23 protein-coding genes are annotated in these 22579 nt (G+C 32.6%); 17 read left to right on the top strand and 6 right to left on the bottom strand.

The genetic code is table 11. The features are described 5' to 3' along the window. The first annotated feature begins 52 nt into the window (after window positions 1-52). The 4 genes from ACVCZW_RS16405 to ACVCZW_RS16390 are packed head-to-tail and all read left to right on the top strand — an operon-like array spanning window position 53 to window position 3151. The gene (locus tag ACVCZW_RS16405; RefSeq protein ID WP_452232924.1) at window positions 53-1075 is read left to right on the top strand and encodes a PfkB family carbohydrate kinase; all 1023 of its coding nucleotides are present in this window, start codon (window positions 53-55) and stop codon (window positions 1073-1075) included. A 9-nt stretch (window positions 1076-1084) separates the two neighbouring features. Next, window positions 1085-1753 (top strand): bifunctional 4-hydroxy-2-oxoglutarate aldolase/2-dehydro-3-deoxy-phosphogluconate aldolase, encoded by a 669-nt coding sequence (locus ACVCZW_RS16400; protein ID WP_452232923.1) that lies wholly within the window; start codon window positions 1085-1087, stop codon window positions 1751-1753. 6 nt (window positions 1754-1759) lie between these two features. Then, window positions 1760-2287: a LacI family DNA-binding transcriptional regulator gene (locus ACVCZW_RS16395; protein WP_452232922.1), complete on the top strand. Its 528-nt coding sequence runs from the start codon at window positions 1760-1762 to the stop codon at window positions 2285-2287. Between the two features lie 18 nt (window positions 2288-2305). Continuing rightward, window positions 2306-3151: a DMT family transporter gene (locus ACVCZW_RS16390; RefSeq protein WP_452232921.1), complete on the top strand. Its 846-nt coding sequence runs from the start codon at window positions 2306-2308 to the stop codon at window positions 3149-3151. Between the two features lie 59 nt (window positions 3152-3210). On the opposite strand, the gene ACVCZW_RS16385 is transcribed toward ACVCZW_RS16390, so the two are convergent. Next, window positions 3211-3543: a single-stranded DNA-binding protein gene (locus tag ACVCZW_RS16385; protein ID WP_452232920.1), complete on the bottom strand. Its 333-nt coding sequence runs from the start codon at window positions 3541-3543 to the stop codon at window positions 3211-3213. A gap of 171 nt (window positions 3544-3714) precedes the next feature. Here ACVCZW_RS16385 and ACVCZW_RS16380 point away from each other — a divergent pair, with 171 nt between their 5' ends. The 3 genes from ACVCZW_RS16380 (at window position 3715) to ACVCZW_RS16370 (ending at window position 5290) form a co-directional block, all read left to right on the top strand. After that, window positions 3715-4275 (top strand): HNH endonuclease, encoded by a 561-nt coding sequence (locus ACVCZW_RS16380; protein ID WP_452232919.1) that lies wholly within the window; start codon window positions 3715-3717, stop codon window positions 4273-4275. 131 nt (window positions 4276-4406) lie between these two features. Beyond that, the gene (locus ACVCZW_RS16375; RefSeq protein ID WP_452232918.1) at window positions 4407-4937 is read left to right on the top strand and encodes a GNAT family N-acetyltransferase; all 531 of its coding nucleotides are present in this window, start codon (window positions 4407-4409) and stop codon (window positions 4935-4937) included. A gap of 2 nt (window positions 4938-4939) precedes the next feature. After that, window positions 4940-5290 (top strand): hypothetical protein, encoded by a 351-nt coding sequence (locus ACVCZW_RS16370; RefSeq protein WP_452232917.1) that lies wholly within the window; start codon window positions 4940-4942, stop codon window positions 5288-5290. A 2-nt stretch (window positions 5291-5292) separates the two neighbouring features. Here ACVCZW_RS16370 and ACVCZW_RS16365 read toward each other — a convergent pair whose 3' ends face one another. Next, window positions 5293-5757: a CBS domain-containing protein gene (locus ACVCZW_RS16365; protein WP_452230762.1), complete on the bottom strand. Its 465-nt coding sequence runs from the start codon at window positions 5755-5757 to the stop codon at window positions 5293-5295. Between the two features lie 112 nt (window positions 5758-5869). Here ACVCZW_RS16365 and ACVCZW_RS16360 point away from each other — a divergent pair, with 112 nt between their 5' ends. Beyond that, a complete protein-coding gene (locus ACVCZW_RS16360) occupies window positions 5870-8170 on the top strand; it encodes a M28 family peptidase (RefSeq protein ID WP_452232916.1) in 2301 nt (766 codons plus the stop codon). Window positions 8171-8223: 53 nt separating this feature from the next. On the opposite strand, the gene ACVCZW_RS16355 is transcribed toward ACVCZW_RS16360, so the two are convergent. The 3 genes from ACVCZW_RS16355 to ACVCZW_RS16345 all read right to left on the bottom strand — a co-directional run bounded on the left by ACVCZW_RS16355 (window position 8224) and on the right by ACVCZW_RS16345 (window position 11506). Continuing rightward, window positions 8224-10314 carry a M13 family metallopeptidase gene (locus ACVCZW_RS16355; RefSeq protein ID WP_452232915.1) on the bottom strand — a complete coding sequence of 697 codons (2091 nt, stop codon included), beginning with the start codon at window positions 10312-10314 and terminating at the stop codon, window positions 8224-8226. A gap of 144 nt (window positions 10315-10458) precedes the next feature. Next, window positions 10459-10989: a nuclear transport factor 2 family protein gene (locus ACVCZW_RS16350; RefSeq protein WP_452230759.1), complete on the bottom strand. Its 531-nt coding sequence runs from the start codon at window positions 10987-10989 to the stop codon at window positions 10459-10461. A 1-nt stretch (window position 10990) separates the two neighbouring features. Then, on the bottom strand, window positions 10991-11506 hold the full coding sequence (locus tag ACVCZW_RS16345; RefSeq protein ID WP_452232914.1) for a hypothetical protein: 516 nt from the start codon (window positions 11504-11506) through the stop codon (window positions 10991-10993). A gap of 144 nt (window positions 11507-11650) precedes the next feature. Here ACVCZW_RS16345 and ACVCZW_RS16340 point away from each other — a divergent pair, with 144 nt between their 5' ends. From ACVCZW_RS16340 to ACVCZW_RS16330, 3 genes are all read left to right on the top strand, one after another. After that, window positions 11651-12601 carry an NAD-dependent epimerase/dehydratase family protein gene (locus tag ACVCZW_RS16340; protein ID WP_452230757.1) on the top strand — a complete coding sequence of 317 codons (951 nt, stop codon included), beginning with the start codon at window positions 11651-11653 and terminating at the stop codon, window positions 12599-12601. A 53-nt stretch (window positions 12602-12654) separates the two neighbouring features. After that, a complete protein-coding gene (locus ACVCZW_RS16335) occupies window positions 12655-13257 on the top strand; it encodes a hypothetical protein (protein WP_452230756.1) in 603 nt (200 codons plus the stop codon). Between the two features lie 199 nt (window positions 13258-13456). Then, a complete protein-coding gene (locus ACVCZW_RS16330; RefSeq protein WP_452232913.1) occupies window positions 13457-15163 on the top strand; it encodes a hypothetical protein in 1707 nt (568 codons plus the stop codon). A gap of 30 nt (window positions 15164-15193) precedes the next feature. Here the strand turns inward: ACVCZW_RS16330 and ACVCZW_RS16325 are convergent, their stop codons facing one another. Beyond that, window positions 15194-16444, bottom strand: coding sequence for an NAD(P)/FAD-dependent oxidoreductase (locus ACVCZW_RS16325; protein WP_452232912.1), 1251 nt, complete (start codon window positions 16442-16444; stop codon window positions 15194-15196). A gap of 111 nt (window positions 16445-16555) precedes the next feature. Here ACVCZW_RS16325 and ACVCZW_RS16320 point away from each other — a divergent pair, with 111 nt between their 5' ends. From ACVCZW_RS16320 to ACVCZW_RS16295, 6 genes are all read left to right on the top strand, one after another. Next, on the top strand, window positions 16556-18085 hold the full coding sequence (locus ACVCZW_RS16320; RefSeq protein ID WP_452232911.1) for an HAL/PAL/TAL family ammonia-lyase: 1530 nt from the start codon (window positions 16556-16558) through the stop codon (window positions 18083-18085). A gap of 103 nt (window positions 18086-18188) precedes the next feature. Continuing rightward, entirely contained in the window at window positions 18189-19316 is a 1128-nt protein-coding gene (locus ACVCZW_RS16315) for a WG repeat-containing protein (RefSeq protein WP_452230751.1), read from the top strand. Window positions 19317-19341: 25 nt separating this feature from the next. After that, window positions 19342-20073, top strand: coding sequence for a 3-oxoacyl-ACP reductase FabG (fabG, locus tag ACVCZW_RS16310; RefSeq protein WP_452230750.1), 732 nt, complete (start codon window positions 19342-19344; stop codon window positions 20071-20073). Window positions 20074-20090: 17 nt separating this feature from the next. Continuing rightward, a complete protein-coding gene (locus ACVCZW_RS16305; RefSeq protein ID WP_452230749.1) occupies window positions 20091-21308 on the top strand; it encodes a beta-ketoacyl-[acyl-carrier-protein] synthase family protein in 1218 nt (405 codons plus the stop codon). Between the two features lie 6 nt (window positions 21309-21314). After that, complete coding sequence (locus tag ACVCZW_RS16300; RefSeq protein WP_452230748.1) at window positions 21315-21557, top strand: phosphopantetheine-binding protein; 243 nt, start codon at window positions 21315-21317, stop codon at window positions 21555-21557. 20 nt (window positions 21558-21577) lie between these two features. Next, the gene (locus tag ACVCZW_RS16295; protein ID WP_452232910.1) at window positions 21578-22468 is read left to right on the top strand and encodes an LpxL/LpxP family acyltransferase; all 891 of its coding nucleotides are present in this window, start codon (window positions 21578-21580) and stop codon (window positions 22466-22468) included. Window positions 22469-22579 lie beyond the last annotated feature (111 nt).

Below are 22579 nucleotides of genomic sequence, written 5' to 3'. Positions count from 1 at the left end.
TGTAATAAAACTATTTGGCTTTTATTTAAAAGTAATAAATTAAATTCAAGAAATGAGTAAGATCGTCACATTTGGTGAAATTATGTTAAGACTTTCCACAGAGCGCCATTTAAGATTTTCGCAAGCAAAAAAGTTTGCAGCCTCTTATGGTGGTGGAGAATTTAACGTAGCAGTATCCTTAGCAAATTATGGTATTACTGCCGAATTTGTTACTAGATTACCAAAAAATGAAATTGGAGCTTGTGCATTAAAAGAGATGCGCAAATTCAATGTAGAATCTAAAAATGTTATTTACGGTGGCGATAGACTCGGTATCTATTACTTAGAAACTGGTGCTGGAACACGTGGTAGCAACGTAGTTTATGATAGAGCACATAGTTCTATGGCAACTATTGAAAAAGGTTCTATAGATTGGGAATCCGTTTTAAAAGATGCGACATGGTTTCATTGGAGTGGTATTACTCCTGCTATTTCTCAGTCTGCTGCAGACGAATGTTTAGAAGCAATCAAAGTGGCACATAAATTAGGCGTTACTATCTCTTCCGATTTAAACTATAGATCCAAATTATGGCAATACGGAAAAGAACCAAAAGAAGTAATGCCAGAACTTTTAAAGTATAGCAATATTATTTTAGGAGATATTGATACGGCATTTTTTATGTTAGGAAAAGATAAAGCAAATCCGAACTATCAAGACGAAAAATCGTTACCTTATTTATACGATCAAATATTTAAATTATGTCCTAATTTACATACTGCAGCTACAACGCTAAGGTATTCTGTCAGTGCATCACACCAACGTATTGGCGGTATTTTATACGATGGTAAAACTATTTATAATGCAGATGTTAAAGAAGTAACTCCTGTTGTAGATAGAGTTGGTAGTGGAGATGCTTTTATGGGTGGATTAATTTATGGATTAGTAAACAACGCTACCGATAAGCAAAAAGCGTTAAATATTGCGGTAGCAGCTTGCTGCCTAAAACATACCATTTCTGGTGATTGTAATTTAATCACCCTAGATGAAATTGATAAATTATTAAATGGCGATGCCTCAGGAAAGGTTTCCAGATAAAAAAATAAAATGGCACAATACTCAAGAATTGAAGTTGCAACAGTAATGCAAAATACAGGCTTAGTTCCTTTATTTTATAATGAAGATATAGAAGGAAGTAAAAAAATAGTAAAAGCTTGTTACGATGGTGGAGCAAGACTTTTAGAGTTTACAAGTAGAGGCGATTTTGCATTCGAAGTTTTTGCAGCACTTAATAAATACGTAATAGCAGAATTACCAGGAATGATAATGGGAGTTGGTTCGGTTACAGATGCAGCCGCTGCTTCCCTCTATATGCAATTAGGTGCAAATTTTATTGTAACACCTGTTTTAAGAGAAGACATTGCTATTGTATGTAACAGAAGAAAAGTATTATGGTCTCCTGGTTGCGCAACATTAACAGAAATAGCAAAAGCGGAAGAACTTGGTTGTGAGATAGTAAAATTATTTCCTGGTAATGCGTATAACCCTAGCTATGTTAAAGCAATAAAAGGACCACAACCTTGGACTAGTATTATGCCCACTGGTGGTGTAGAACCAACACAAGAAAGTTTATCCTCATGGTTTAATGCCGGAGTTACTTGCGTAGGAATAGGCTCTAAACTTATTGCCAAAACTAAAGATGGTAATTACGATTTGGAAAAAATAAAAATGCTTACAAAAACGTCCATAGACATTATTCAAAAGCTAAAAAACTAACTGTTAATGTATCAATCTACAATAACACTTAAAAGTATATCCATTTTAACCGGATTCTCTGTTTCTACAGTTTCTAAGGCTTTAAATGATAAAACAGATATAAGCTCTAAAACACGGACTTTAATAAAAACGATTGCCCAAAAACACAATTATGTGCCAAACTTTACTGCTTTATCTTTAAGAAAGCAGCAAACTAAAACACTAGCGATAATTGTTCCCGAAATAGCAGATTCTTTTTATGGCTGCATCATTTCAGAAATACAAAAATTCTCTTTTAAACACGGGTATAGATTACTTGTGTTTCAATCTTTCTCTTCTCAAAAAAAAGAAGAACAATGCTTAAAAAACATAAATGATGGTAGTGTAGATGCTGCCATTATGGTCTCCAATTTCAAACAAGATAATTCTTCTATTTTTATTAATAACCAATTACCAATTGAGTATATTGAAATTTCAAACACAACAAATAGAAAAGAACTTAAAAAAGAGGTCATTGTAAGTTTTAAAGCATCTCTTAAACGCTTAATTAGTTAGCGCAATATAATTTAGTTTATGCACAAAAAAGCTATAATCTATATGTCTATTAGTGCTTTAGCCTTTGCACTACTAAATGTTTTTGTTAAAAAATTAGGTGATTTTAATGTCTATCAAATCGTTTTTTTTAGATCTATTGGCTCTTTAATTTTCACCATTCCTTATCTTTTAAAAAACGAAATCTCCTTTCTTGGTAATAAAAAAGCACTTCTAGTCGCAAGAGGACTCGTTGGTTTTGCTGGTATGACCTTATTTTTTATGGCAATAAAACATCTGTCTATGGGTTCTGCGGTTTCTATTCGATATATATCTCCCATTTTTTCTGCTTTATTTGCACTGTTTTTACTTAAAGAAAAAATAAAATATATTCAATGGCTCTGTTTTGGTATCGCGTTTTTTGGAGTTGTTCTTTTAAAAGGGTTTGATAATCAGATGAACAATATTGGCTTAATGCTTGCGGTAATATCTGCTATATTTACAGGTCTAGTTCCTATTATAATTCGTAAAATTGGAACAAGAGATCACCCAATAGTTATTGTTAATTATTTTATGATAATATCTGCCGTTATTGGAGGTCTCTTAGCCATAAATAATTGGAAAAACCCAATAGGTTTAGAATGGTTATTACTGCTAAGTCTTGGTGTTTTCGGGTACTTCGGACAAGTTTACATGACCAAGGCATTGCAAAGTAGCGAAATAAACCAAATAGCGCCATTAAAATATATTGAAGTTATTTTCACCATGATCATTGGTGCGGTTTGGTTAAATGAAAACTACAGCTTACTAAGTTTATTTGCCATTCTTTTAATTATAATAGGATTAGTTTTAAATGTAATGGTAAAGCAGTCTAAAAAAATAAGTTGATTTTTAAGCTAAAAAAAAGCGGCCTAAGCCGCTTTTTATTTGCATTATTTAACCATATATTACTTCCCAAACATCAACAATTCAGTACAAACCACTTCTGTTGTATAGCGTTTCACACCTTCTTTATCATCCCAAGTTCTAGTGGTTAGTTTCCCTTCTATTGCAATTTCTTTTCCTTTGGTAACAAACTTTTCTACAATTTCTGCAGTTTTGCCCCAGGCTACAATATTGTGCCATTGTGTATCTGTAATCTTTTCGCCTTTTGCATTTTTATAACTTTCATTGGTAGCGATAGAAAATTTAGCTAGCATTTTGCCAGATTCTAAATTAATGATTTCTGGATCGTTTCCTAAGTTTCCAATTAACTGTACTTTGTTTCTTAACGTATTCATAAGATAAGGTTTTTATTATATTGAATTTCATTAGTTCCATTCAACACTGCAAAGATGAAACAACACACAAATTTTATTCGGTTGTTACGCACTTAAAATCGTTTGTAAATGTTTGTAGTCGTTTGCAAACGAATAATTTCGTATATTTAAAACCTCTAAAAACACTTAATTATGTTGACCAAATTACCTGGTGAACACTGGCAATTGATTTCAAAAGATACTTGGCATAGTAAAGAAAAGTACCATGTATCTTCATTGGGAAGAGTTTTCAGTGAAAAGCATCAACAATTAAAACTAAACTTTAAATGTTCTGTGATTAATGGTTACGAAGCATTTTCAGCAATAAAAAAAACTGGAAAAACAGATTTAGTTTATGTACATCGTATCATGGCGAAATCATTTATAGACAACCCAGAAGAAAAACCTTTTGTAATTCATAAAGATTTTGACAAAAAAAATAATGAGATTTCTAATTTGTCCTGGGCTACTCGAAAAGAGGTTACCACGCACAATTTGAAAAACCCTCTAGTTATAGAAGGCAAAAGAAAACGGAAAAAAAACACAAGACATTTTAAGTTATCCGAAGCCAAAGTAAAGATGATTAAACGAAAATTATTCGACCCAAACCGCAAAACTAGAATGCGCTTAATTGCTAAGCAATTTGGTATTTCTGAAATGCAGTTATACCGAATTAAATCTGGAGAAAACTGGGGACATGTTACCGATTTCTAAGTGCATTATCATGTAGTATTCGTTTACTTTCAAAAGAAAAATAAACAAAAAATTCTGAAATAATTAATGATATGCTTATGGAAGAAAATGGTAAAACGGAAGAGGTACAATTCAGCTACAAAAGAGAATAAATGAAATTTCATATAGAAACAGAAAGACTCCTTTTAAGAGAACTTAGACTAACAGACCTTGAAGGAATGTTTGCTTTAGATTCGGATCCTGAAGTACATAAATATCTGGGTAATAAACCGGTAAAAACGATAGCGGAATCTCAAAAAATACTGGAAAGCGTATTCACGCAATACAAAGAAAGAGGCATTGGTAGATTTGCTGTTATAGAAAAGGGTACAGGTGATTTTGTTGGCTGGTCTGGCTTACGTTTAAACACCGAATACAACATGAATGGTTTTACGAAATATTATGATGTTGGTTACCGACTTATAAAACGGTTTTGGGGAAAAGGCTATGCAACCGAATCTGGAAAAGCGTCTTTAGATTATGCTTTTAATATATTAAAACTACCAGAAATATATGCTACTACAGAAATAGGAAATAAAGCTTCGCATAACGCATTATTAAAAATAGGTTTGCATTATGTGGAAGACTTTTATTTTGAACAAGAGCAAATGAACTTACGTTGGTATACACTAGAAAATAAATAACGATGAAAAAACAGTGCCCAGAATGTGGTGATAAAATTATTGGAAGAATAGACAAGAAATTTTGTAGCGATGCATGTAGAAATGCATACAATAATAGTGTAAATAAAGACAGTAAGAATTTAATACGCAACACCAACAATAGATTGCGAAAAAACTACAGAATTCTAGAAGGGCTAAACCCAGAGAAAAAAACAAAAAGCTCTAGAGCAAAACTTATAGAAAAAGGTTTTGACTTTAATTACTTTACAAGTATCTACACTACCAAAGCAGGAACAGTCTACTACTTTGTATATGATCAAGGTTATTTGCCTTTAGAAGGGGATTATTATGCTTTGGTAAAGCGAGAAAGTTAAGTTTACTTCCAAGTATGCCCTTTTAATTGTAACGCAGCTTTAAGAATATCTTTTTGGCTAATTTGCCCCACTAATTTACCGTTTTCTAATATTGGAAAACGTCTATGTTTAGATTCTAAAAACATATTGGCAGCATCAAAAATATTCATATTACCATCCATAGTATCCACATTTTTAACCATGCGTTTCTCTACATTGTCTTGCGCCATCGGCATATTATAATATCTACTTTCACTAATTTGCTTTAAACAATCTCCTTCACTAATAATACCAACCAATTCGTTGTTTGCATTAACCACTGGTCCTCCAGAAATCTTATTCATAATAAGGGATTCTATAACTTCATCTACAGATTGCTCTGGTCTAAAAGTGATTAAATTCTTGGTCATATAATCACTTACTTTTAATTGCGTTTGGTCTACAGCACTCTGCTGTTTCCTTGCTCCTTGAAAACTTTTTATACCCATAATATTAGCTTTTAATAAACTTGAATATACTGATTTTAAGCGATTTATCCTAAAAGAAAAAATCCTTGTATTTATTTCCTACTTTTATAGAGAAATATCACATCCCAAAAACATGTTTAAAAAAATTATTGCTATCCTAATTATATGTCTTGCTATCTATTGTAGTTTTGATGCTTTGCTGCCAAATACAATTTCGACAATAGACGCACCTGAAACTTCTTTTTCTACACAACGCGCATTAATCCAATTAAAAGAAATTTCTAAAAAACCACATTTTCTAGGCAATCAAGCACACCAAGAAGCGAGAGATTATATAATAAAAGAACTCGAAAAGCTTGGATTAGAAACTCAAATACAAGAGGATTACTCTATGAGTCCATGGGGAAATCTATCGAAGCCTAAAAACATTTTAGCAAGAATAAAAGGAAGTGATAACAGTAAAGCTTTGCTCCTACTTTCGCATTATGATAGCAATCCGCATTCTTCTTTTGGAGCTAGTGACGCCGGTTCTGGAGTGGTCACTATTTTAGAAGGTATTCGCGCATTTTTAGCAGAAAATAAAACGCCGAAAAACGATATCATTATTCTTATTTCAGACGGTGAAGAACTAGGATTAAATGGTGCAGATATTTTTGTAAACAGGCATCCTTGGTCGAAAGATGTTGGTTTGGTTTTAAATTTTGAAGCGCGTGGTTCTGGCGGACCAAGTTATATGCTTATTGAAACCAACCAAGGAAACGCAAACTTAATGAAAGAGTTTGTAAAGGCTAATCCCGAATTCCCAGTTGCAAACTCCTTAGCATATAGCATTTATAAAATGCTTCCTAATGATACCGATTTAACGCGTTTTAGAGCCGATAAAGATATTGATGGTTTTAACTTTGCTTTTATCGATGATCATTTTGATTACCACACCGCTTTAGATACCTATGAAAGATTAGATAGAAATACTTTAGAGCATCAAGGTTCTTACCTCATGCCACTACTCCATCACTTTAGTAATGCCAACCTCAACAATGTTAAAAGTACCGAGGATTATATTTACTTTAATGTCCCTATTTTTAAAACGGTTATTTATCCTTTTTCGTGGATTTGGCCCATGTTAATTTTAGGTATTATTGGATTTATCGCACTACTTATTTACGGGTTTAAAGAGAAATCCCTTAATGCAAAAGACATACTTAAAGGATTTATTCCATTTTCTTTAAGCCTTGTTATTGGAGGTTTATTTACTTTTTTTGGTTGGGAAATTTTAAAACTTCTGTATCCCAAATACCAAGAAATGCTTCATGGCTTCACCTATAATGGTCACGCTTACATTGCAGCATTTACTTGTTTAACTTTGGCTATCTGTTTTTATAGTTATCATGTATTTAAAGGTTCTGAAAAACCAGTAAACCTACTCATCGCTCCATTAGTTTTCTGGTTGCTTATTTGTGTATTAGTTGCTCTACAACTAGAAGGTGCTAGCTTTTTTATTATTCCGGTATACTTTGGTTTATTAAGCTTGTTTTTAATGATTAGACAACAAAAACCTAGTCTTATTCTTTTAGCGTTATTAGCAATTCCGGTATTGTTTATTATGTCGCCTTTAGTAAAAATGTTTCCGGTTGGTTTAGGCTTAAAAATACTGTTTGTTTCTGCAATATTTGTGGTCCTAATTTTTGGGTTACTAGTTTCCGTATTCGGATTTTTAAAACACAAAAAACGTTGGTCTTATTTGTTTTTATGCTTCGGAATTGGTTTTCTTATAACGGCACATTTTAACTCCAAATTCACCAAAGACACACCAAAACCAAACAGTCTTTTATATGTTTTAGATACCAATGAAAACACAGCGGTTTGGGCAACCTATGATGCTCTTTTAGACAGTTGGACGGAAGGTTTTTTAACAGACAATCCAGACCGTGCAACGGCACTTTCTAAAAACACGATTGGTAGTAAGTACAAGTCTAGTTTTACGTTTACAAAAAACGCTGCAGTAAGAAATATTCCAAAACCTAAGATTGAAATATCCCACGATACAATTATTAATGGCGAACGAAAAATTGCAATCTGCGTAACCTCTCAACGAAATGCAGCGCGTTTTGAAATCTTTTCAGACAGCACTAACATTTTTAATTCTTTTGTAATAAACGGCATCTCTGCTAAGAAAGACGAAACTACCGGAACTGTTTTTAAGGAAAGATTAAACAATCGCTTATTTAGTTATTACGTGGCAGACAATGAGCCTTTAGACATGATTTTAACGGTTCCTGTTTCGCAAAAAACAAGTATACAGGTTTATGAAGCTACTTACGATTTACTAACAAATAAAGAGCTTAATGTAACGCAACGGGAAACATATATGATGCCAAAACCCTTTATACTAAATGATGCTATTGTAACCAAAAACAGTATTGTTATAGAATAAAAAAAGGCAACTCTAACGAGTTGCCTTTTTTAAAATACTATATCTTAAAAATCTTACCAGATTCTTACTCTATCTTCTGGAGCGATGTACATTTTATCTCCTTCTTTAATACCAAACGCTTCATAAAAAGCATCTATATTTAATAAAGGTTGTACTGCTCTATTCATTCCTGGAGAATGTGAATCTGTTTTAATTCTAGTCTTTAATGCTTCGTCACGCATTTTAATTCTCCAAACGGTTGCCCAAGACATAAAGAAACGTTGTTCTGCTGTGTATCCATCAATATCGGCTGGTCTGTTTCCTTCAAAACTCATTTGCAAAGCATCATAAGCAGCAAGAACACCACCTAAATCACCAATATTTTCACCTAAAGTGAATGCACCATTAATATTGGTTTCAGGTAAAACTTCAATAGCACTATATTGATCTGCTAATGCTTTTCCTAAACCTTCAAATTGCGTCAAATCTTCATCAGTCCACCAGTTATTTAAGTTTCCATCTTTATCATATCTAGAACCAGAATCATCAAAACTGTGTGAAATTTCATGACCAATAACGGCTCCAATTCCTCCATAATTTACAGCATCATCTGCAGTATAGTTATAAAAAGGCGCTTGTAAAATAGCTGCAGGAAAAACAATCTCGTTATACGCAGGATTGAAATAAGCATTTACCACTTGTGGTGCCATATACCATTCGCTTTTATCTACTGGCTTCCCTAATTTGTCGATATCCTTTTTAAAATTCCATGCGCTAGCATTTAGAGAGTTTTGAAGATAAGAACCTCCATCTTCTACACTACTAATATCTAAAGCGGAATAATCTTTCCATGTGTCTGGATATGCAATTTTAACTTTCGTTGCTCTTAGTTTTTCAATCGCTTTTTCTTTCGTTTCCGGACTCATCCATTCCAACTTATTGATTCTGTGTTCGAAAGCTAAAATAACGTTTTTAATCATTTTTTCTGCTTTCACTTTCGCTTCTGGCGGGAATTTTTTATCCACATAAAGTTTCCCTAAAGCTTCACCAATAGTTCCATTTAAAGAACCTAAAGCTCTTTCATCTCTTGCTCTTTGCGCTTTAGATCCATTAAGCTCTTTTCCGTAAAACTCCCAATTAGCAGTTTCAATATCTGTGCTTAAAAGTCCAGCAGCGCCATTAAAAACATCCCATTTTAAATATGCCTTCCAATCACTAACGTTTCCTTCTGCTAATACTTCTTGTAATCTATTAAAGTATCCTAAGTCCCCAATAATTACAGTGTCTAATTCTTTAACACCAATACCAGATAAAAAGTTTTTCCAGTTTACTGCAGGAACCATTTTTTGAACTTCTGCAATAGAGCGAGGATTGTAACGTTTACGAGCATCACGACGATCTACTTTATCCATTTTAGCTTCTTCTAATCTAGTTTCGAAAGCTAAAATCTGATTTGCTTGCGCATTTGCATCGGCTTCACTATCTCCTAAATATTGTAACATTCTAGTGATATGTGCTACATATTTTTCTCTTTTCTCTTTAGAATCGGCATCGTCTTTTACATAATAATCTCTATCTGGTAATCCGGTACTTCCTCCTCCTAAATAGGCAACATTTCTGTTACTATCTTTCGGGTCGCTACCAACACCAAACCCGTATAAACCTGCACCACCTTTTGGTTCCATTTCAATCATGAAGGCTTGTAGGTCATCTACATTCTTAATCGCTTCAATTTTTGCTAAATATGGTTTTATTGGATCAATACCAGCTTCGTTTCTGCTAATAGTATCCATTATCGTTTGGTAGTAGAATACTGCTTTTTCTTGGTCAGAACCAGGAAGTACTTGAATATTCCCTAAATCTTTATTATTGGACATAGCAGATTTTAAAATAGCTAAGGCATCATCATCTGTTTTTTTACGAAGTTCTTGAAAACTTCCCCAAGTTGCTTGATCATCTGGGATTTCGTTATTTTCTAGCCATTTCCCGTTAACGTGTTTAAAGAAATCTTCGCTAGCAGGTATGCTAGTATCCATATAATCTAAGTTGATTCCTGGCGTTTTTTCTACTACAGCAATTTCTTTTTTAGCTTCTTCTTTACAAGATACTAATCCTAAAAAAGCGACAGCACTAAATAGTGATAGTTTTTTAAAGTTGGTTTTCATTTATAATTAGTGTTTAATTTTGGTTACAATTTAATACTAAATAGACTGCTAAATATTAATTCCGTTACATCTTAACAAAAAATTAATAAAAAAAAAGCCTAACTATAAATAGAAAGGCGCTTACTGGAATAAAACATAATAAAGCTAATCCATAGCCTTATCTAATAGATTTTTAGCGTACAGGCTATCCCACTCTTTTTTAATTTTCACTACCTCATTTACATTGTCATTAGGTATTGTAATAGACAAAACATAGTGTGCAATTTTCCATGTATTATCTTCCCGTTTTAGAACGCCAGATCCTCTACAAATTTTCATTTGCGTATCTAGTAACTCATCAAACCATGCCGTGTTTTTATCTTCCGATATATAAATATTTCTTTCTATTGCAGTAAAATTCCATGCTTTCCCTTTATCAAAATACGGTTTTGAAAAAGCTTTAAAAGCTTCGTTTTGCCAATTTTCGGTAGCATCTGTACCTATAAAAACACCATCTTTAGTCATTAAATTAAAGTAGGCATCCAAGTTTGCTTCCGCAGCAGCTTTATGCCAAGCATCTAAATTGGTATTAATTTCTTTTTTAATCTCTGAAGAGGAAATCTTCTGTTTCTCTTCTACTTTCTTAGTGCAAGATGTAATTACTACTAATAAAAAGAAGACATATGCATGTTTCATATTAATAGGGCTTTTCAATTTTTTGAGCTTCTTTTTCAAACTTCTTATTTATTTGAAGATTAAGATTTGAAAATGCAGTTAAAAAATCTCTAACCACTAAAAGCTTTTCCTTTTTTCCTGGTTGCGATAAATTAACAACACCTTCTAGCTTTAGCATCTGCGTTTCTAACGCAACTAATCTAGCCTGGATTGCTGGTGTATCTACTTCTTCTGGAATGGTTTCATTTAAGTCCTTAATAAAAGCGATTAGCAATTCATTATTGTCCTTAAAAAAAGACAAATCAGCTTGATTTACTTTTAAAATTAGATCATTTAATTCGGTATACTTTTGCCAAAATTCTGGGGAGTTTTTTGTTTTAGCATCTAGAATAAACTGGGTATATTTAAGTTTAGATATGTCTTCTTTCGTTATTTTTAGAGAAATTTCATCTTTGGTAGTTTCTAACTCTTGTGTTGCATCTGTTTTCTTACATGAAAAAAAACAAAATATGAAGGTAATGTATAGTAATGCTTTCATTTATAATTAACTATTGTGTTTACAAATATATTGTATTCTTTACTTTTATTATTAAATACTTTAGACTGTTATTATTTTAAGTGAATTTTATATTTTCTTCTTTAAAAACTTGTTATTTTTGACCACCTTAAATTTCAGGAATTAATGACTTCAAAAATTTTAATTATTGGCGCTTGCGGACAAATTGGTTCTGAGCTTACGTATAAACTTAGAGACATTTATGGTGTAGATAATGTTATTGCAAGTGACATTAATACCAGAAAATTAGAACTAGTAAATGCTGGTCCTTTTGTAATTCTAGATGCTAAAAACTTTAATGCTATTAAAGATTGTTGCATAAACCATAACGTGAAAACAGTCTATCTTATGGCTGCTTTACTAAGTGCAACGGGTGAAAAATACCCAATGGAAGCTTGGGATCTAAATATGAATTCTCTTTTTCATGTATTAAATTTAGCCAAAACAAAACAAATTGATCATGTGTTTTGGCCATCCAGTATTGCTGTTTTCGGACCAACAACTCCTAAAGAAGACACTGCGCAACATACCATTATGGAACCTTCAACGGTTTACGGAATAACAAAACAAGTTGGTGAACGTTGGTGCGAATATTACCATGAAAAATATGGTGTAGATGTTAGAAGTATTCGTTATCCAGGAATTATTAGTTGGAAAACGTTACCTGGAGGAGGAACCACAGATTACGCGGTAGAAATTTATCATGAAGCACTAAAAAACAAAGCTTACGAATGTTTTTTAAGTGAAGACACAAAACTTCCAATGATGTTTATGGATGATGCTATAAAAGCCACAGTAGACATTATGCAAGCCGAACCAGATACGCTTAGCATTAGATCTTCCTACAATTTAGCTGCAATTAGTTTTACACCTCAAGAAATTGCTGCTTCTATACAAAAGCAGATTCCAGATTTTAAAATTACCTATAAACCAGATTTCAGACAAGCTATTGCAGATTCTTGGCCAAAAAGTATAGATGATAACATTGCAAAAAAAGATTGGAACTGGAAACATGCCTTTTCACTAGAAGATATTACCAAAGAAATGCTTTCACAATTAAGCAAAACAAAAGGTTAATTTTAACTTTAGCATAATATTCGTTATTTTAGCGGGAATCTAAATTCATAAAAATGAAAAAACAATTATCTCTTATTTTAGTATTATTATGTTCTACAGCACTTTTGGCGCAAAAAGCAAACGTTCAAAAAGGCGATTGGGAAAGCCTTAAAGGCATCACTGCATACAATGTAGAATTTGATTATTCAAACCTTGAAATCCCTAAGTACGATAGCGAAGAAGCATTTTTAAAAGATAAAATGGCGAAACGCGAGGAAAAAGAAGCAGGTACTGGAGAGAAATTTAAAGCATCTTGGTTTTCAGATAGAGAAGAGTTTTATGAGCCAAATTTTATTGAAACCTTTAACGATAGAATTAAAGATGGCATGGTTAAAGTTGGTAAAGATATAGGTGCTGAATACACAATGAAAATCCATACTACCTTCATGTACCCTGGATACAATGTTGGTGTCGTTAGAAAAAATTCTAAATTAGAGCTTACTTTATCGGTTTATAAAACAGATAGCCCATCGGATGTTATATTCTCTGTAGATTATACAAAAATAGAAGGTCAAGGAAAAGGTGGTTACGATTTTAATTCTGGTCAACGAATTGCCGATGCTTACATCATTTTTGGTAGAGCATTTGCTAAACACCTTTATAAGAACACAAAATAGTATATAGCTGTTTTTAGTATTTAAAAAGCGAACCAATAGGTTCGCTTTTTCTTTTAGCACCAATCTTAACCGTTCATGAAATACTCTCATTAACCAATACTTTTATAAACCAACTGACTAAATTCTTCCTTTAAAACTATCTTTTTGAAGATGATAAATATTTGGTTATGTTTGTAAGAGTTAACCTATAAATATCCTTATGAAAAAGATATACCTGCTTCTTTGTCTTTGTTTTTATGTTTTTGCTGCGAACGCTCAAAATGAAATATCACCTGATTATAATTTTAATGTAAGTGCTCCTTATCCAGTTTATGATGCTCCCGTAAAATATTATTTCAATAAAGGCAATGAAATTCTTTCGGTAAAACCTTGGAAAAAACAGCTCGTAATTCAAAAATTTGGAGTAGAAGGTTTAAACCTTATTTCAGAAAAAAAATATAAAGACTTCCCAGACAACTATGTAGTTGAAGGCATGCTAGAGCTACAAGACAAATACTATTTCTTTTACTCTTCTTGGTCTGGCAAAAAAACCAAACAAGAACGTTTATACTACAGAGAAATTAATTTTAGCACTGGAGCGTTTATTGGTGAAGCAAAAAACCTGATTACTGTTCATGGTAAATTAGCTGGTTCGCCAAAACGAAGCTACACGAATTCTGGTTCTTTCTTTGGTAGTGGTATTGTCAATAAATTTAGTTTCTTAACATCTAAAGATGCTTCTAAAATTTTGATTCAGTACAGACGCAAACCTACAGTAAAAAGAGACACCAAGAGTTATGATATTATAGGCGTTAACGTATTCAACTCGGCATTAGAGAAGTTATGGTCTGAAGACTATAAAATGCCTTATACCGAAAGAAAAATGGACATCTTAGATTATGCTGTAGATTCTAGAGGAAAAGGATATATGGTAGTACGCGTATTTCATGATGATAGTAATGATGACAAAAAGAGAGATAAAAGTAATTACCATATTGAAATGTTGGCTTTTTCGGAAAACAATTCTGAAATTCAAAAATCGAAAATGAATTTAGAGGATAAATTTATTAATGGTATTTCTCTTTTTGAATTGGATAATGACTTAATGGTTTGTGCAGGTTTTTACAGCAAACTAATAAGTGGTTCCGAAAAATCACATAGAGGAAAAGATTTAAAAAGAGGAAATGCCGATGGCCTATTTACTTTTAAGCTTTCCAAAGAAGGCACTATTGTAGATCAAAACACTTATGAAATTCCAGCGGAAATAATTGGCCAATATTTAGGCAAAAGAGGCAAAAAAAAAATGGAGAAAAAAGATAAGAAAGACAAAGCAGAATTTGTCGATTTACTTTTAAAAGATCTAATTATTAATCCAGATGGTAGTCTTTTATTAATTGGAGAACAAACCTATGTTCAAGTGCACCATAATTTTAATCAATATGGAGGTGGCGGCGAATCTTACACCTTCCACTATAAAGATATGCTTGTTGCTAAAATAGATACTTCTAGTAAATTAGCTTGGATGAAAAAACTTCCAAAAAGGCAAAGTGGATCTCCTAAAATGTTTGGTAGTATTTATGATACTAGTAAAATTTATCAAGGAGGAATGTCTTATTCTTATCTGTTTACCAAAGGGAATCACTATTTAATTTTCTTAGACAATGTAAAAAACATAGATCTTTCACTTTATGAAGTACCCGCAACGCATACCGATGGCAAAGGTGGTTACTTAACAGCATATAAGATTAATGATGCTACAGGAGCCGTTTCTAAAGACAATATTCTAGACACAAGAAATGTAACAAATAAGCTAGAGGTTTTTCAATTTAGCAACAACAGAGTTATTAAAACTGCGGACAACCAATTTGTAATTGAGTTTTATAAAAAGAAAAAAGAAGACGTTTTAATTAAAGTTGAAATTAAATAAGTCTTCTCTAATGAAAAGCAAAAAGCGAACCTAAAGGTTCGCTTTTTCTTTTACTTCCATATCTATTAAATAAGCTAGATTTTTAACTAGTCTATCGTGTTTTCTTACAAAAGGATTGGTATCATCCCAAACATATCCCGCAAGTACCGCACAAATTTGTTTTTTAATATCTGGATTTTCTGGTCTATGAAAAAACAAGGTTTGCAAGTTTCCTGTGTACCATTCTTTTACATAGGTTGAAAATACATTTACACCTTTCATAATATAACCGGTGTAATCTGTTTCCCAATCTACCGTTTCGCCATTCAACTCTTTCGTTATAAGTTTTGCTGCTTTTAAGGCAGATTCTGTTGCAAAAGTCACTCCTGAAGAAAAAACAGGATCTAAAAACTCTGCACTATTTCCTGTTAAAGCATAGCCTTTTCCATAAAGTTGCGTTACTGATTTAGCATAATTTTTAATAGTAACCGGCGGAAATTTAAAATCTAATCCTTCAAAACGCTTGTGGTAATATTTAGAATGCTTCAGCATTTTCTGCATTCTTTCGGCAGTATCTCCTTCAAAAGAATCGATAAAATCGGTTAAACCAACAAAACCAATACTAGTATCTCCATTAGAAAAAGGGATCACCCAAAACCAAGTGTCTTTATCTAAAACGTCAAAAGTAATAATGGTTCCTTCTTCTCCTTCTGGTCTTTTTAAATCTTTTACATGTGTAAAAATCGAAGAATGTTCTGGTATCGAGGACGGTTTATCTAATCCAAGTATTCTTGGTAAAACGCGACCATAACCACTAGAATCTATAATGTGTTTTGCGTGTACTTTATATGTAGTACCATTTTCATCTTTTATATTAGTAATAGAAGTGCCATCTGTATCAAACACAACATCTACCACTTCATTATTAAAAGCAATATCTACGCCTCTATTTACTAATTCGGTTGCAAGAATATTATCAAAATCTGCACGAGGCACTTGCCAAGTCCAATCCCATCCTTCGGTATGCTTTTTACTAAAATCAAAATTACAAACCACATCCTCTCTTAAAAACCGAGCACCATGTTTTTTTTCAAATCCGAAATCTTTCAAAACATCTAAAAGACCAACTTCTTCAAAATGATCCATACATCTTGGTAGTAAGCTCTCTCCTATCACAAACCTTGGAAAGACACTCTTTTCCACTACTTTGACCTGCTTTCCTTGGTTGTGTAAGTAAGAAGCAGCAACGCAACCAGAAGGTCCAGCTCCTATAATTAAAACATCCACATGTATTTCATTCATAATCATTATAGTATTTTATCTTAATTATATTAAATTAGCGCACACAAAAATAACTACTTTACTTTTAGTTATTAAAATATTTATTAAAAATAGTCAGAATAAAACATATAGATGCTAACATTTAACGGAAAACTAGGATTAGAAGATTTTTACAAAATTATAATAGAAAACAGTAAAATTAAGGTAGCGGATTCTGTTTTTGAAACAGTAGAAGAAAGCTTTGATTTTCTGAAAAAATTCTCAGAAAACAAAGTAATTTATGGTGTAAACACTGGTTTCGGACCAATGGCACAATACAAAATTAAAGATTCAGAGCGTATTCAATTACAATACAATTTAATTCGTAGTCATGCATCTGGAACAGGAAATCCAATTGCACCTCAGTATGTAAAAGCAGCTATGCTTGCTAGACTAAACACCTTATCTTTAGGTAACTCCGGCGTACATAAATCTGTAATTGAGTTAATGTCAGAACTTATAAACAGAGACATTACTCCTTTAATTTACGAACATGGTGGCGTTGGTGCTAGTGGAGATTTAGTGCAACTTGCGCATTTAGCATTAGTTTTAATTGGTGAAGGAGAAGTATTTTATAAAGGAGAAAGATTAGAAACTGCAATTGTTTTTGAAAAGGAAAACCTTAAACCTATCTCTGTAGAACTTCGCGAAGGTTTAGCCCTAATGAATGGTACTTCTGTAATGACAGGAATTGGTATTGTAAACACCATGTACACCAGACGCTTGTTAAACTGGATGATTTCTTGCTCTGCAGCAATTAATGAAATTGTAGAAGCATATGACGATCATTTATCGGAAGAATTAAACAATTCCAAAAAACATAAAGGACAACAAAATATTGCTAAAAGTATGCGTGAGCATTTAACAGACAGCAAACTTACTAGAAAAAGAGAGCATCATTTGTACGAAGCAAATAATGATGATGTTTCTGTTTTTCAAGATAAAGTACAAGAATATTATTCTTTACGTTGTGTACCACAAATTTTAGGTCCGGTTTTAGACACTTTAAGTAGTGTAGAAAATATTTTAATAGAAGAAGTAAACTCTGCAAATGATAATCCAATTGTAAATGTAGAAAAGAAGCACGTATATCACGGAGGAAACTTTCATGGTGATTATGTTTCTCTAGAAATGGATAAGCTTAAAATAGTAGTTACTAAAATGAGCATGCTTGCAGAAAGACAATTAAACTATTTATTAAATCCTAGTTTAAATAATATACTTCCTGCCTTTGTAAATCTTGGTAAATTAGGATTGAATTTCGGTATGCAAGGTGTCCAATTTACAGCAACTTCTACAACTGCCGAAAACCAAACATTGTCCAACCCAATGTATGTACATTCTATTCCTAACAATAACGATAACCAAGATATTGTAAGCATGGGAACCAATGCAGCATTAATAACCAAAAAAGTTATTGAAAATGCATTTGAAGTTATGGCAATAGAATTAATCACTGTAATTCAAGCTATTGAATATTTAAAAGTTCAAGACAAAGTCTCCTCAAAAACTAAAAAATTGTATGATGAGATAAGAGAAATAGTTCCTATATTTACAGAAGACGTTACTATGTATCCTTATGTTAACCTTGTTAAAGATTATATCATTAACAATAAAGCATAAAAATAATTTATTATTACAATAGTATTTTAAACAAAACATTTCCCTAACCAAAGAAGTGTATACATGATTCTTGTAATAAATATTAACCATTAAATTTAAACACATGAAAACGAAATCGCTATTAATCGTATTACTCTTTTTAAGTGCAATAACTTTTGCTCAAGAACTAGCACTTGCTAATCAAGACGGCAAATTTGGCTACATTACTAAAACAGGAGATTGGCAAATTCAACCTAAATTCAAAGTAGCTAAAAACTTTTCTGAAGATTTAGCGGAAGCTATGAATGATAAAAAACAATGGGGATTTATCAACCGAAAAGGAGAATGGGCAATACAACCTGCTTTCGATAAAACCAAGGCATTCAACTCTGGTATCGCAATTGTTTTAAAAGACAAAGAATGGTTTTATATAAATACAAAAGGTGAAAAAGTATTAACCGATGTTACTACAGATAAAATTTACGATTTTGAAGAAGGTCTAGCACAAATTAGACATGAAGATAATGTTGGTTTTATAAACACTTCTGGCACCGTAGTTATTGAACCTAAATTTAACAAAGCTTTCGATTTTGAAAATGGTTATGCTAAAGTAAGAGAAGGTGAAAAATGGGGATTGATAGACAAAACTGGAAAGTATTTTGTAAAAACGGAATATGATGGCGTTAGCAAATTTTACAACGGAAATGTTACTGCAACAAAAGGAGAAACTCACGGTTTAATTATTAATGGACAATTTAAAGAAGTTCCTGGCGCACAAAAAATTTGGGATTTCTCTGTAAATGGAGACATTACTTACGCTAAGAAAAATGACAAAATTGGTTTCATTAATAAAAATGGAGAGTGGATTATTGAACCAACTTATGATAAAGTAAGAGCTTTTGTAAATGGCCTTGCTCCTGTTTCTAAAGACAAAAAATGGGGATATATTGATACTACGGGAAAAGTAGTTATTCCATTACAATATAGAGATGCAGAAATTTTTAGTAAAGACGGATTAGCTCCTATAAAAATCGATAAACTTTGGGGATTTATAAATACTTCCGGAGAACAAGTGATTACGGACAAATATGTTATTACAGCTGGAGGTTTCGCACTCTTTAAAAAGAATGCCGAAAAAGGTTTTATAAACGGTTTAGCTCGAGTGAAAGACAAAAAACTATGGGTTTTAATTAATACGAAAGGTGAAGTATTAAAAAACATGGAATTTAAACAACTAGAATTATTTAATTAACACCCCAAATCTAAAAGACTTACGAATGAAATGTGCCCTAATAACAGGTGGTTCCAGAGGAATTGGTAAAGCCATTTGCTCACAACTAGCAATAGATACAGACTATCATATATTAATAAATTATAACAGTAATGAAGAAGCTGCAAAAGACACTTTAAAAGCAGTGCTAGCAGCAGGAAATACTGGAGAAATCATAGGTTTTAATGTAACAGATGCTGAACAAGTAAAATCTAAATTAGATGCTTGGCAAGAAGCAAACCCAGATGCTTTAATAGAAGTAGTTGTTAATAATGCAGGTATCACCAAAGATGGTTTATTTATGTGGATGCCAAAAGAAGATTGGCAAAGCGTAATCAACACCTCTTTAAATGGGTTCTTCAACGTTACCAATTATGCTATTCAAAAAATGCTTAGAAACCGTTATGGTCGTATTGTAAACATAGCATCGGTTTCTGGTGTAAAAGGAACGCCAGGGCAAACCAATTATTCTGCTGCAAAAGGAGCAATTATTGCTGCTACAAAAGCACTAGCCCAAGAAGTTGCCAAACGTAAAATAACTGTAAATGCTGTAGCTCCCGGATTTATAAATTCGGATATGACGGCAGCATTAGATGAAAAAGAACTTAAAAAAATGATTCCCGCAAATCGTTTTGGTGAAGCACAAGAAGTCGCAGATTTAGTTTCTTTTTTAGTTTCCAAAAAGTCTTCTTATATTACTGGTGAAGTAATAAATATTAATGGAGGAATTTACTCTTAAATAATCTTACAGTTAGTATGAAACGTGTTGTTATAACAGGAATGGGTATTTATTCCTGCATAGGAAAAAATCTGGAAGAAGTAAAGAATTCATTATACAATGGAAAGTCTGGGATTGTCTATGACCAAGAACGAAAAGATTTTGGTTATCGTTCTCCATTAACAGGAATGGTAGAAAAACCAAACCTAAAAAAACAACTTACAAGAAGAGAGCGCATTAGCCTAGGTGACGAAGGTGCATACGCATATGTTGCAACGACCGAAGCTTTAGAAAATGCTAAAATAGATATCGATTTTTTAAAAGCAAACGAAGTAGGTATTCTGTATGGTAACGATAGCACAGCAAAGGCTATTGTAGACTCTGTAGATAAAATTAGAGAAAAAAAAGATACCACACTTGTTGGTTCTGGCGCTATTTTTCAAGCGATGAACTCTACAGTAACCATGAACCTCTCTACTCTTTTTAGTCTTACTGGTGTAAATTTCACCATAAGTGCAGCTTGTGCTAGTGGATCTCATGCCATTGGTATGGCTTTCCAATTAATAAGAAGTGGCTTACAAGATTGCATTATTTGCGGAGGAGCGCAAGAAATAAATAAATATGCCATGGGAAGTTTTGATGGACTTGGTGTTTTTGCCATGAACCTAGAAAATCCTGAAAAAGCATCTAGACCTTTCGATAAAAACAGAGATGGTTTAGTACCAAGTGGTGGCGCAGCAACCCTAGTTGTAGAAAGCTATGAATCTGCTGTAAAACGTGGAGCACCAATTTTAGCCGAAATTATTGGTTATGGTTTCTCGTCCAATGGCGAGCACATTTCTACACCAAACGTAGACGGACCATCACGAGCAATGGCAAAAGCAATTGCACAATCTAATTTAAAACCATCAGAAATAGATTACGTTAATGCGCATGCAACCTCCACTCCTGTAGGAGACACTAATGAAGCGAAGGCTATTGTTAAAGTTTTTGGAGAAAATGGCCCTTATGTAAGTTCTACAAAATCCATGACAGGACATGAATGCTGGATGGCTGGAGCTAGTGAAGTTGTATATTCTATGTTAATGATGCAAAATAATTTTATTGCACCAAACATTAATTTAGAAGACCCAGACGAGGATGCTAAAAAATTAAATCTAGTAAGTAAAACGCTAGATAAAAAATTTGATGTATTTTTGTCGAATTCGTTTGGATTTGGCGGAACAAACTCAGCATTAATAATAAAAAAATTATAATACAGAATGACTAAAGAAGTTATTATTGAAAAAATAAACGACTTTCTTATAGATGAATTTGAAGTGGAATCAGATGATATAGCACCTGAAGCAAACTTAAAAGACACTCTAGAATTAGATAGTTTAGACTTTGTTGACCTTGTGGTTGCAGTAGAGTCTAACTTCAGCGTAAAATTAGTTGGAGAAGATTTTGTGAATGTAGAATCCCTTCAAGATTTCTATGATCTAATTGAAAAAAAATTAGACTAAACACTTTACTTTAAATATTTATGGCTGCTGAATGGCAAGGAAAGTCCAGAGGAACTGTTTTTGGATACAAGATTTTTGTATTTTGTATGAAGACATTCGGAATTGGTTCTGCATACTTCATTCTACATTTTGTTGCGCTTTACTTTTGCTTCTTCTCTAAAGATAGCACAAAAGCTAGTTACTATTATTTTCGGGAAAGACGTAAAAACTCTAAACTTAAAAGCTTTATAAATATCTATAAAAGCTATTATGTTTTTGGGCAAACCATTATAGATAAAATAGCGATATCTTCGGGTTTACGAAATAAATTCACCTATCATTTTGATGGATTCGAACTTATTGACAAAGCTTTAAAACAAAAAAAAGGAGGCATTTTAATCAGTGCCCATGTTGGTAATTTTGAAATTGCCGAACACTTTTTTGGTGAGCTTGAAGAAAATACTTCCATAAGTATTTTAACTACAGATGCCGAACATTCTAATATTAAAGCATACCTAGAAAGCGTAACCGATAAACCGAAAGTAAAGATTATTCTAATACAAGAAGATTTAGGTCATATTTTCGAAATTAATGCGGCACTTACAAGAAATGAACTTGTTGTCATTACAGGAGACAGATACATAACAGGATCCAAACACCTAACACAAGACTTATTAGACCAAGTAGCAAAATTTCCTGCCGGCCCATTTATGCTAGCTTCCCGTTTAAAAGTTCCTGTACTTTTTGTGTATGTAATGAAAGAAACCAACAAGCATTACCATCTATTTACTAGAAAAGCAGAAGCAAAACATAGAGATGCACAAGCACTTTTAAAAGAATATACAGAAAGTGTTTCTTGGATGCTGAACAAATATCCTTTACAATGGTTTAACTATTTTGATTTTTGGGGGGCTTTCGATAAAAAAAACTAAGAATACCTCCATTTTTATTACACCTTTCGTAAAAGTTAATAAGTTCTATTATTTACAAAGAGCGAAACTTCTATATCTAGACTTTTATTCCGAAATTACCAAAAAATCTAT

This window comes from Lacinutrix sp. MEBiC02595 (genome assembly GCF_053601555.1).
This window is presented reverse-complemented; position numbering and strand designations above follow the sequence as displayed.

Excerpts from the sequence above, each read along its gene's own strand:
- ACVCZW_RS16405 (WP_452232924.1), top strand. The coding sequence starts at position 53 with ATGAGTAAGATCGTCACATTTGGTGAAATTATGTTAAGACTTTCCACA.
- ACVCZW_RS16375 (WP_452232918.1), top strand. The coding sequence starts at position 4,407 with ATGAAATTTCATATAGAAACAGAAAGACTCCTTTTAAGAGAACTTAGA.
- ACVCZW_RS16325 (WP_452232912.1), bottom strand. The coding sequence starts at position 16,444 with ATGAATGAAATACATGTGGATGTTTTAATTATAGGAGCTGGACCTTCT.
- ACVCZW_RS16350 (WP_452230759.1), bottom strand. The coding sequence starts at position 10,989 with ATGAAACATGCATATGTCTTCTTTTTATTAGTAGTAATTACATCTTGC.
- ACVCZW_RS16305 (WP_452230749.1), top strand. The coding sequence starts at position 20,091 with ATGAAACGTGTTGTTATAACAGGAATGGGTATTTATTCCTGCATAGGA.
- ACVCZW_RS16370 (WP_452232917.1), top strand. The coding sequence starts at position 4,940 with ATGAAAAAACAGTGCCCAGAATGTGGTGATAAAATTATTGGAAGAATA.
- ACVCZW_RS16395 (WP_452232922.1), top strand. The coding sequence starts at position 1,760 with ATGTATCAATCTACAATAACACTTAAAAGTATATCCATTTTAACCGGA.
- ACVCZW_RS16385 (WP_452232920.1), bottom strand. The coding sequence starts at position 3,543 with ATGAATACGTTAAGAAACAAAGTACAGTTAATTGGAAACTTAGGAAAC.
- ACVCZW_RS16340 (WP_452230757.1), top strand. The coding sequence starts at position 11,651 with ATGACTTCAAAAATTTTAATTATTGGCGCTTGCGGACAAATTGGTTCT.
- ACVCZW_RS16335 (WP_452230756.1), top strand. The coding sequence starts at position 12,655 with ATGAAAAAACAATTATCTCTTATTTTAGTATTATTATGTTCTACAGCA.
- ACVCZW_RS16380 (WP_452232919.1), top strand. The coding sequence starts at position 3,715 with ATGTTGACCAAATTACCTGGTGAACACTGGCAATTGATTTCAAAAGAT.
- ACVCZW_RS16320 (WP_452232911.1), top strand. The coding sequence starts at position 16,556 with ATGCTAACATTTAACGGAAAACTAGGATTAGAAGATTTTTACAAAATT.
- ACVCZW_RS16390 (WP_452232921.1), top strand. The coding sequence starts at position 2,306 with ATGCACAAAAAAGCTATAATCTATATGTCTATTAGTGCTTTAGCCTTT.
- ACVCZW_RS16365 (WP_452230762.1), bottom strand. The coding sequence starts at position 5,757 with ATGGGTATAAAAAGTTTTCAAGGAGCAAGGAAACAGCAGAGTGCTGTA.
- ACVCZW_RS16300 (WP_452230748.1), top strand. The coding sequence starts at position 21,315 with ATGACTAAAGAAGTTATTATTGAAAAAATAAACGACTTTCTTATAGAT.
- ACVCZW_RS16295 (WP_452232910.1), top strand. The coding sequence starts at position 21,578 with ATGGCTGCTGAATGGCAAGGAAAGTCCAGAGGAACTGTTTTTGGATAC.
- ACVCZW_RS16315 (WP_452230751.1), top strand. The coding sequence starts at position 18,189 with ATGAAAACGAAATCGCTATTAATCGTATTACTCTTTTTAAGTGCAATA.
- ACVCZW_RS16330 (WP_452232913.1), top strand. The coding sequence starts at position 13,457 with ATGAAAAAGATATACCTGCTTCTTTGTCTTTGTTTTTATGTTTTTGCT.
- ACVCZW_RS16355 (WP_452232915.1), bottom strand. The coding sequence starts at position 10,314 with ATGAAAACCAACTTTAAAAAACTATCACTATTTAGTGCTGTCGCTTTT.
- ACVCZW_RS16360 (WP_452232916.1), top strand. The coding sequence starts at position 5,870 with ATGTTTAAAAAAATTATTGCTATCCTAATTATATGTCTTGCTATCTAT.
- fabG (WP_452230750.1), top strand. The coding sequence starts at position 19,342 with ATGAAATGTGCCCTAATAACAGGTGGTTCCAGAGGAATTGGTAAAGCC.
- ACVCZW_RS16400 (WP_452232923.1), top strand. The coding sequence starts at position 1,085 with ATGGCACAATACTCAAGAATTGAAGTTGCAACAGTAATGCAAAATACA.
- ACVCZW_RS16345 (WP_452232914.1), bottom strand. The coding sequence starts at position 11,506 with ATGAAAGCATTACTATACATTACCTTCATATTTTGTTTTTTTTCATGT.